8 protein-coding genes are annotated in these 9,120 nt (G+C 60.3%); 5 read left to right on the top strand and 3 right to left on the bottom strand.

The features are described 5' to 3' along the window. Positions 1 to 194 precede the first annotated feature (194 nt). The gene (locus JaAD80_RS18590) at positions 195 to 707 is read left to right on the top strand and encodes an energy transducer TonB (RefSeq protein WP_180979471.1); all 513 of its coding nucleotides are present in this window, start codon (positions 195 to 197) and stop codon (positions 705 to 707) included. 52 nt (positions 708 to 759) lie between these two features. Then, on the top strand, positions 760 to 3,018 hold the full coding sequence (locus JaAD80_RS18595) for a TonB-dependent receptor domain-containing protein (protein ID WP_102296205.1): 2,259 nt from the start codon (positions 760 to 762) through the stop codon (positions 3,016 to 3,018). A gap of 30 nt (positions 3,019 to 3,048) precedes the next feature. On the opposite strand, the gene JaAD80_RS18600 is transcribed toward JaAD80_RS18595, so the two are convergent. Next, a complete protein-coding gene (locus tag JaAD80_RS18600; RefSeq protein ID WP_102296207.1) occupies positions 3,049 to 3,456 on the bottom strand; it encodes a PRC-barrel domain-containing protein in 408 nt (135 codons plus the stop codon). A gap of 247 nt (positions 3,457 to 3,703) precedes the next feature. On the opposite strand from JaAD80_RS18600, the gene JaAD80_RS18605 reads away from it, so the two are divergent. The 3 genes from JaAD80_RS18605 to ftsB all read left to right on the top strand — a co-directional run bounded on the left by JaAD80_RS18605 (position 3,704) and on the right by ftsB (position 7,166). Then, the gene (locus JaAD80_RS18605) at positions 3,704 to 5,356 is read left to right on the top strand and encodes a CTP synthase (protein WP_102296209.1); all 1,653 of its coding nucleotides are present in this window, start codon (positions 3,704 to 3,706) and stop codon (positions 5,354 to 5,356) included. Positions 5,357 to 5,496: 140 nt separating this feature from the next. Then, entirely contained in the window at positions 5,497 to 6,780 is a 1,284-nt protein-coding gene (gene eno / locus JaAD80_RS18610) for a phosphopyruvate hydratase (protein ID WP_034750709.1), read from the top strand. A gap of 62 nt (positions 6,781 to 6,842) precedes the next feature. Beyond that, the gene (gene ftsB / locus JaAD80_RS18615; protein WP_102296210.1) at positions 6,843 to 7,166 is read left to right on the top strand and encodes a cell division protein FtsB; all 324 of its coding nucleotides are present in this window, start codon (positions 6,843 to 6,845) and stop codon (positions 7,164 to 7,166) included. Between the two features lie 497 nt (positions 7,167 to 7,663). Here ftsB and JaAD80_RS18620 read toward each other — a convergent pair whose 3' ends face one another. Both JaAD80_RS18620 and JaAD80_RS18625 read right to left on the bottom strand, forming a co-directional pair. Next, positions 7,664 to 7,948 (bottom strand): hypothetical protein, encoded by a 285-nt coding sequence (locus JaAD80_RS18620; protein WP_102296212.1) that lies wholly within the window; start codon positions 7,946 to 7,948, stop codon positions 7,664 to 7,666. Positions 7,949 to 8,112: 164 nt separating this feature from the next. Next, a partial coding sequence (locus tag JaAD80_RS18625; protein ID WP_102296213.1) for a glycerophosphodiester phosphodiesterase occupies positions 8,113 to 9,120 on the bottom strand: 1,008 nt, incomplete at its 5' end.

Raw genomic sequence — 9,120 nt, forward strand, 5'->3', positions numbered from 1 at the left:
GGCGCTGCTGCTGTGGGCCAGCTGGCAGCCCGCCGCCGTGCCGCCCGCCCACCCTGCCGCCAGCGTGATGCTGGTGTTTGCCGCGCAAGCTATGTCGCCGGAAACGCGGCAAACGGCAGCGGTGGGGCGCGCCAGTCGCCGCCTCCAGCGCGGCCCGCCCGCCAAAGAGCACAGTCCGCCAGGAAGCCTTGCCGGTGCTGGCGCGTGCCGCCGCGCCGGAGATCGTGGCGGCGGAAAAAGAGGCACAGGCGGCCAGTCCATCGGCGGAGCCGGGCAAGGATGCGGCCAAAGAGTCTTCCGTACCGGCGCAGGCCAGCAGCAGCGCCACGCCGGCGCCTGCCGCCGTGCGCGGTCCGCAGGCAGCGCCATTCAATAGCGACACGCCGTCGACCAGCGCGGCGCCCGCCAGCTGGCAAAGCCGCGTGCTCAGCCATCTGGCACACTTCAAGCGCTATCCGGGCGACGCGCGCCAGCGCAAGCGGGCCGGCGCCGCCTGGGTGCGTTTCCAGGTGGACCGCGACGGCAAGCTGCTGGCCAGCGAATTGATCACCTCGTCGGGCACGGTGCTGCTCGACCGCGAAGCGCTGCAAGTGCTGCAGCGCGCGCAACCGTTGCCGGCGCCGCCCGACAACCTTCTGCACCAGGGCACGGTGAGCGTCACCTTGCCCGTCTCGTTCAAGCTGGAGCCGGGACAGGACAAGGCATGAGGATGCCATCGCTTTTCATTCAAAAATTCTATCCATAACAAAACGAGGGTGTATGCATATCAAGAAAATGGCGCAAGCCGTGGGCGTTTGCATGGCGTTGCTGGCGCAGCAGGCCGGGGCGCAACAGGCGCAGGACAGTGGCAAGGTGGAACTTTCGCCGCTGAATGTCTCGGGTGAAGCGCTTCCCGTGGAACAGCAGGCGCTGGAAAAACCGGGCGCCGTCAGTGCGCGCGGCGCGGAGACGCGCTTGCAGAGCGTGGACCAGATCCTGCGCGGCATGCCCGGCACGTTTACCCAGATCGATCCGGCGCAAGGGGCCGTCAGCGTGAATATCCGCGGCCTGTCCGGCTTTGGCCGGGTCAACACCATGATCGATGGCGTGACGCAGAATTACTATGGCAGCGCGCCATCGGAAGTGTCGCATGGGGGCGTGCCCAGCAGCCAGTTCGGCGCCCTGATCGACCCGAATTTCATCATCGGCGTGGACGTGTCGCGCGGCAATGCGGTCGGCGGCGATGGCGTCAACGCGCTGGGCGGCAGCGCCAATTTCCGCACCATCGGCGTCGACGACGTGGTCTTCGTCGGTGAAAAAACCGGCGCGCGCACGAAGATGTCGGCCGGTAATAATGGCGTGGGGCGCAGCGCCATGCTGGCCGTCGGCATGAAAAACCCCGCCTTCGACGGCGGCAGCGTGGGTTTCATGGCGGCCACCAGCGCGAGCGTGATCGGCAACAACTACAAGAATGGCAAGGGCACGGACAGCGAGGAATTCGGCTTCGGCTACAACCGTTACTACAAGCAGAAACCCAAGTCGCAATTGCTCAAGCTGGATATGAAACTGAGCGACTTCCACGCGCTGGAATTGTCGGCGCGCGATTACCGCAATACGTTTACGCGCCGCGATATCCGGAGCGATGACTACTATGTGAAATACCACTACACGCCGTTTTCGGAATTGATCGACCTGAATGTGACGGCCAGCAGCAGCCGTGGCAAGCAGAAATACATGCCGGAAGCGCTGACCAACTTCGTCAACACCAACGCGGCCAACCGCGCCGATGCGTTCGATATCAACAACACCAGCAGCTTCAAGCTGGCGGGCGGCGATGCGCTGGTGACCTTCGGTGGCAAGCTGATGCGCAATCAATACAGCAAGCACGTGGAAAGCCTGGTCGACGATCCCGACAATCCGGACGCCAACCGGCAATCGATCGAAAACAATACCTTCGGTCCCACGGGCAAGCAAAAGATCGACAGCCTGTACACTGGCCTGCAATACAACCGCGGCATCTACCAGGTCAACGCGGGCCTGAACACCACGCGTTTCGAGCTGACGGGCTACAAGCCGGCCTGCGACGAGCGCGTGAAATGTTTCCCGCAAGGGGCGGCGCATATCGGGCTGAAGAAACACGGCATCAACCCGTCGCTGCTGCTTTCCGCCCAGGTGACGCCGTGGTTCCAGCCGTTTGCCAGTGCCGAGCGCAGCATGCGTGGGCCGAATCCGCAGGAAGTGTTTTTCTCGAACGATGGCGGGGCCTCGATGAACCCGTTTTTGAAGGGCGAGAAGGCGACGACCTATCAGCTGGGCTTGAATTCCAGCCTGCACGGCTTGCTGAGCGCCAATGACGCGCTGAACTTCAAGGCCCTGTATTTCAAGAGCAAGATCGACGGCTATATCACCAGCCAGTCTTTCCTCGTCTGCGATAACGGGCGCAAGTGCAATATTTCGGAAGTGATCGCCACGGACTGGGAAACGGTCGATGAATACGTGACGAATATGTATATCTACATTAACTCGGCCACGCCGGTGCGCACGCGCGGCTGGGAACTGGAAGCGCAGTACCAGCTGGGTCCGGCCTTTGCCCGCCTGTCGTATACGCGGGAAAAGACCAGCCAGCCGACGTCGATCGCCAGCGCGTGGTTTGGCGCCGCCGACATCAGCGAGCTGCCCAGCACGTATTACAATCTCGACGTGGGCACGCGCTTGCTGGACAATAAAATGGAGATCGGCGCCATCATCAAGCACACGGGCGCCAACCGCCGCTTGTCGCCGGACAATGAAGCCGATGCGGTGACGGGTGAAGTGACGAAGGTGGACAATCCGAAGATCCCGGCCGTGATCGACCTGTACGCCAGCTGGCAGGTGACGAAAAACCTGTTCCTGCGCCTGTCGGTGCAGAACGCCATGGACAAGAATTATTCGGAAGCGCTGAACCGCCTGAACTCGATGCCGTCGCAGTCGAACGACAATACGCCGATGAGTACGGCGCGGGGGAGGACGTATGTGGCAGGGCTGGAGTACCGGTTTTAAGGTAGACCCCAGCCCTGCGCTATGGCTTAATTAGTACTCGCGTGGCGTCGTTCCATAATAGCTGTGGATCGACGTCGCCCACGTGCTGTCCGCCATGTTCGGCCAGTTATCCGTGTCGAAGCCGGGCGCGTTTTCGATGCGTTCCTTGTCGACGTTGAGGGTGAAGCGCTTGTTGACGGTGTCGAGCAGCAGCGCTTCCCACGGCACGGCGAACAGCTTTTCACCGATGGTGAAGACACCGCCGTGCGACATGACGGCATAGGCGATTTTGCCGCTGCGCATGTCGATCATGATTTCCTTGATTTCACCCAGATGCTCATCCTTGGCGTTGTGTACATGGTCGCCGATCAGGGTGTCGGCACCCATCAGTTCAGGGCCGGGACCTTTGTGGCCGCGGTTGACATACATGCCGTAGGCGTCGCGTTCTTCGTAGCTCATGATGGACCTCCTGTTGAAAAATCCCAGTCTGCAGCCAGCGTGCGGCAGGGTCTGTTCGCTCGCCCACACAAAGTATGGAAATGGAAATATTTCAATTATTGCCAGCTTGCAATTTTGTTGTGCGTAGACAGCAGGAGGGGGAGGGATAGTCGTCATTTGGCGCAAATTTCCACGCGCGGGGGGCGACGCAGACGGGCTTTAGTGTATAATTTCAATTTCCCGCACGTGCCGTTCGGCACCATCTGCAATGACCAAATTTGTCTTCGTCACTGGTGGCGTTGTGTCTTCCCTTGGAAAAGGGATTGCCGCCGCCTCCCTCGCCGCGATCCTCGAATCGCGCGGCCTTAAAGTCACCATGCTCAAGCTCGACCCGTATATCAACGTCGATCCTGGCACGATGAGCCCTATGCAGCACGGTGAAGTGTTCGTCACCGACGACGGGGCCGAAACCGACCTCGACCTCGGTCACTACGAGCGCTTCATCTCCACCCGCATGAAAAAGGTGAATAACTTCACCACTGGCCAGATCTATGAATCGGTGATCCGCAAGGAACGCCGGGGCGAATATCTGGGCAAGACCGTGCAGGTGATTCCGCATATCACCAATGAAATCCAGGATTACGTCCGCCGTGGCGCCGAAGGCTACGATGTGGCCCTGTGCGAAATCGGCGGTACTGTCGGCGATATCGAATCGCTGCCATTCCTGGAAGCGGCACGTCAGCTGAGCCTGCGCGCCGGCCGCAAGAACACGGCTTTCGTCCATCTGACCCTGGTGCCTTACATCGCCTCGGCCGGTGAACTGAAAACCAAGCCTACCCAGCATTCGGTGCAAAAGCTGCGCGAAATCGGTATTTTCCCGAACGCGCTGCTGTGCCGTGCCGACCGTGCCATTCCGGAAGACGAGCGCGCGAAAATCTCGCTGTTCTCGAACATCGAAGAGCAGGCCGTCATTTCCGTGTGGGACGTCGACACCATCTACAAAGTGCCGCAAATGCTGCACGACCAGGGCCTCGACGCCATCATCTGCGAAGCGCTGGACCTGAACCCCGCACCGGCCGACCTGTCGATCTGGAGCAAGCTGATCTACACGATGGAACATCCGAAGGCGGAAGTGACCGTCGGCATGGTCGGCAAGTATGTGGAACTGACCGAGTCGTACAAGTCGCTGATCGAAGCGCTGCGCCACGCCGGCATCCACACGGAAAGCCGCGTCAACATCGAGTACATCGATTCGGAAGAAATCGAAACGACGGGCTGCGACGGCCTGGCCAAGTACGATGCCATCCTGGTACCGGGCGGCTTCGGCAAGCGCGGCGTGGAAGGCAAGATCAAGGCGGCCCAGTTCGCCCGTGAAAACAAGATCCCTTACCTGGGCATCTGCCTGGGCATGCAAGTGGCCCTGATCGAATACGCGCGCAACAAGGCTGGCATGCCGAACGCGAATTCGACCGAGTTCGACCTTGATACGGATCAACCTGTCGTTGCACTGATCAATGAGTGGCAAAACCACGATGGTAAAGTCGAGTTGCGCGATGAAAACTCGGACCTGGGCGGTACCATGCGCCTGGGCGCGCAGACCTGCGCCGTCAATCCGGGCACCCTCGCCGCCGAGATCTACGGCAGCGTGGTGACCGAGCGCCACCGCCATCGCTATGAAGCCAATAATCACTACCTGGCCCGTGTCGAAGCGGCTGGCCTGATCGTCTCGGCACGTACGCCTAGCGAAGATTTGTGCGAAATCATGGAATTGCCACGCACGGGTGAAAACGCCCACCCATGGTATATGGGCGTGCAATACCATCCTGAGTTCAAGTCGACGCCACGCACCGGCCACCCGTTGTTTACCTCGTTCATCAAGGCAGCGCTGGCGCACAAGGAAGCCAACGCCGTCGCTGAGTAACGCCGGTCGATAGCACAGTATTACCCGTAAGACAGCTCCCGGCCTGATCGTCTCCGCCGGGAGTTTCTTTGCCCCCTTTGTGCAATTGCGCATCAGAACGCAGTGTGCAGCCCCTGTTACGCTTAACTTTGGAGAATGACATGAGTGCTATTGTTGATATTATCGGTCGCGAGATCCTGGACTCGCGCGGCAACCCGACCGTCGAATGCGACGTGTTGCTGGAATCGGGCGTGATGGGCCGTGCGGCCGTACCGTCGGGTGCCTCGACCGGTTCGCGCGAAGCCGTGGAATTGCGCGATGGCGACGCCAAGCGCTACTTCGGCAAGGGCGTGCTGCAAGCATGCGAGAACATCAATACCGAAATCTCTGAAGCCATCATGGGCCTGGACGCCAATGAACAGGCTTTCCTGGACCGTACCCTGATCGACCTGGACGGCACGGAAAACAAATCGCGCCTGGGCGCCAACGCCATCCTGGCCGTCTCCATGGCTGTCGCCAAGGCTGCCGCCGAAGAAGCCGGCTTGCCGCTGTACCGCTATTTCGGCGGTTCGGGCGCCATGCAGATGCCAGTGCCGATGATGAACGTCATCAACGGCGGCGCGCACGCCGACAACAACCTGGACATCCAGGAATTCATGATCATTCCCGTGGGCGCCCCGTCGTTCAAGGAAGCCGTCCGCTACGGCGCGGAAGTGTTCCACACGCTGAAAAAGATCCTGCACAAGAAGGGCCTGAACACCAACGTGGGCGACGAAGGCGGTTTCGCGCCATCCTTGGCCAACCATGAAGAAGCCATCAAGCTGATCATCCAGGCCATCGAAGAAGCCGGCTACGAGCCAGGCACGCAGATCGCCATCGGCCTCGACTGCGCCGCGTCCGAGTTCTACAAGAACGGCAAGTACGAAATGGAAGGCGAAGGCCTGAGCCTGACCGCCACCGAGTTCACCAACCTGCTGGCGACCTGGTGCGACAAGTACCCGATCATCTCGATCGAAGACGCGATGCACGAAGGCGACTGGGATGGCTGGGCGATCCTGACGGCGGAACTGGGCAAGAAAGTGCAACTGGTCGGCGACGACCTGTATGTCACCAACACCAAGATCCTGAAAGAAGGCATCTCGAAAGGCATCGCCAACTCGATCCTGATCAAGATCAACCAGATCGGCACCCTGACGGAAACTTTCGCCGCCATCGAAATGGCCAAGCGCGCCGGCTACACGGCCGTCATTTCGCACCGCTCGGGCGAAACGGAAGACTCGACCATCGCCGATATCGCCGTCGCTACCAACGCCCTGCAGATCAAGACCGGCTCGATGTCGCGTTCGGACCGCATGGCCAAGTACAATCAGCTGCTGCGTATCGAAGAAGACCTGGGCGACATCGCCAGCTATCCAGGACGCGATGCGTTCTATAATCTGAAGTAAGCTGCTGTAAAACCCACTGGCCGGCCGGAGATGTTCCGGCCGGTTTTTTAACTGAATGCCCCATGCGCCTGATTACGCTCGCCCTGGCAGCCTTGCTGCTGTTGATCCAATTTCCCCTCTGGCTGGGTAAAGGGGGCTGGCTGCGCGTTGCCGACATGCAAGCCCAAGTCGCGGTGGCCAACAAGAAGAATATGGAATTGAAGGCGCGCAACGCCAAGCTCGAATCCGAAGTGCGCGACCTGAAAGATGGTACTGGCGCCGTCGAGGAGCGTGCCCGCTATGAGCTGGGCATGGTCAAGCAGAATGAGATTTTCGTGCAGATCGTGCGCAAGGGCCAGACCCCGCCACTGCTGGAAACGCCGGTGGACGCGGCTGCGCCACACTAGGAAATACCACTTCCCACTTGCCAGCCTGGACCGATTGCCAGGCTGGGCTGTCAAACTTTGTTCACTGCATGGTACTGCTACACACGACTGGCCGCTTGGCTCGGCGTGATGCTGCTGCTTTGCTGCTTGCTGATCAGAAACGGGCTTTGCCGGTCGAAATCAGGTAAAAATGGATGCCGGTAACGACGACGGCTACGGCGATCAGTGCGGTTTCGATGAACATCATATAAATTCCTTGTGAATAAATTAGTTAGCGTAAAAAACGTCCAGGGCAAGGCGCAGGCAACGCCACCTTGAGCCTGGCACGCAGTTAGCGTAAAAAAACATCCAGGGCCAGGCGCCAAGCCGAAGGCAGTACGCAAGTACGGCAAGGCGCAGGCAACGCCGCCTTGAGCCTGGTACGCTGTTAGCGTAAAAAAACGTCCAGGGCCAGGCGCCAAGCCGAAGACAGTACGCAAGTACGGCAAGGCGCAGGCAACGCCGCCCTGGGCGTTTTTTTAACCGCGCGAGGCCAGGAAGCGCAGCTCGGAGGCCAGGTTCGGCATCAGGTGCTCATAACGGGCTGCTTCCGAGTTCAGCAGGGCGATATCGCGCTTGCTTGGGCGCACATGGCGCTGCTCTTCAGTGCTGCTGCTGGTGCCGGTGGTGATGACTTCCTTCTGTGCCAGTTCGCTGTACGGCTTGGAAGCGAGCAGGGCGCCCAGGAAGGCGCGCGTGGCGCGGCCCAGGTTGCTGAAATAGTTGTCGTTGTCGTTACTGTAAGTGTTGGTAAAAGTGGACATATGCCCTCCATGAATGGTCTGTTGTTGCATTGCACAATAATGGAGTTGGCGATATATGTCTAATTTCAAATTCCAATTTCAGAAATTCAAGAAACGAATAATAGGGGCGTAGCCATAGGTCACGCCCTGAAAATGAATTTGTTACGAAATGTTCATCCTGCGGTTTATCCTACGGCGATGCGTCCCAAACCCGGATCGTCGCTGAAAAAACCGTCGAGTCCCGTCTCGATGTAACGGCGCATTTCAGCCACGGAACCGGCTTCGTTGCGCGCGTTTTCACCATTGCCGTCACGGAAATCGGCCGCCAGGAAACGGTTTTCCGGGCGGAAGGTCCACGTGTGCAGCCGCAAGCCTGCCTGGTGCGCATCGTCGACGATGGAGGACGGCGGCGCCAGGCGCTGGTCGGCGCCCAGCGGGATGATTGCTCGCGTGGGCGGCGCCACCACGTCCGCATAGGCGGCAATGTCGCGCAGGCCGGCCGGCGTCGTCATCTGCCCGAATGTCAGCTTGCCGCCAGCCTTGACCACGTCCATGGGACGCACGTCGCCACCCACCACCAGCTGCATCAGACGCACATTGGCGCGCCGTCCCAGCTTCTCGCGCAGATACTTCAGATTCGCCACTTCGAAGGACTGGATTTCGACCGGTGCGCGGCGCGTGTATTCGTGCGCCAGCATGGTCGAGAGGAAGCGGTCTTCCAGCGCCAGGCCCGCGTCGCGGAAATACGTCGAGCTTTTCAGCTCCGGCACCAGGCCGATGATGCGTCCGCTGGCGGCAGATTGCGCTGCAACAAAATCGATGATTTCTTCCCAGGTGGGGATCTGGAATTGTCCATCGTACAAGGTGTTGCCAGTGCGTACTTTCGGCAGCCGTTCGATGGCGCGCAGGGTCTTCAGTTCGGCCAGGGTGAAGTCATCGACGAACCAGCCTTCGTGCCATTCGCCATCGACCATCTTCTTGCCGCGCCGGCTGGCAAACTCGGGCCGGCGCGCCACGTCGGTGGTGTCGATCAGGTTGCTTTCATGGCGCGCCACCAGGATGCCGTCGCGCGTGGCGACCAGGTCCGGCTCCACGTAGTCGGCGCCATCGACGATGGCCTTGGCGTACGAGGCCAGCGTATGCTCGGGGCGCAGGGCGCTGGCGCCGCGGTGGGCGAAGACCAGCGGCCGCGC

It is taken from the genome of Janthinobacterium sp. AD80, from assembly GCF_002878455.1.
GTDB lineage: Bacteria > Pseudomonadota > Gammaproteobacteria > Burkholderiales > Burkholderiaceae_D > Janthinobacterium.

What these genes read in the sequence shown, in the direction of transcription:
- JaAD80_RS18595 (WP_102296205.1), top strand. Translation starts at nt 760, where the DNA reads ATGCATATCAAGAAAATGGCGCAAGCCGTGGGCGTTTGCATGGCGTTG.
- JaAD80_RS18605 (WP_102296209.1), top strand. Translation starts at nt 3,704, where the DNA reads ATGACCAAATTTGTCTTCGTCACTGGTGGCGTTGTGTCTTCCCTTGGA.
- ftsB (WP_102296210.1), top strand. Translation starts at nt 6,843, where the DNA reads ATGCGCCTGATTACGCTCGCCCTGGCAGCCTTGCTGCTGTTGATCCAA.
- JaAD80_RS18620 (WP_102296212.1), bottom strand. Translation starts at nt 7,948, where the DNA reads ATGTCCACTTTTACCAACACTTACAGTAACGACAACGACAACTATTTC.
- JaAD80_RS18600 (WP_102296207.1), bottom strand. Translation starts at nt 3,456, where the DNA reads ATGAGCTACGAAGAACGCGACGCCTACGGCATGTATGTCAACCGCGGC.
- eno (WP_034750709.1), top strand. Translation starts at nt 5,497, where the DNA reads ATGAGTGCTATTGTTGATATTATCGGTCGCGAGATCCTGGACTCGCGC.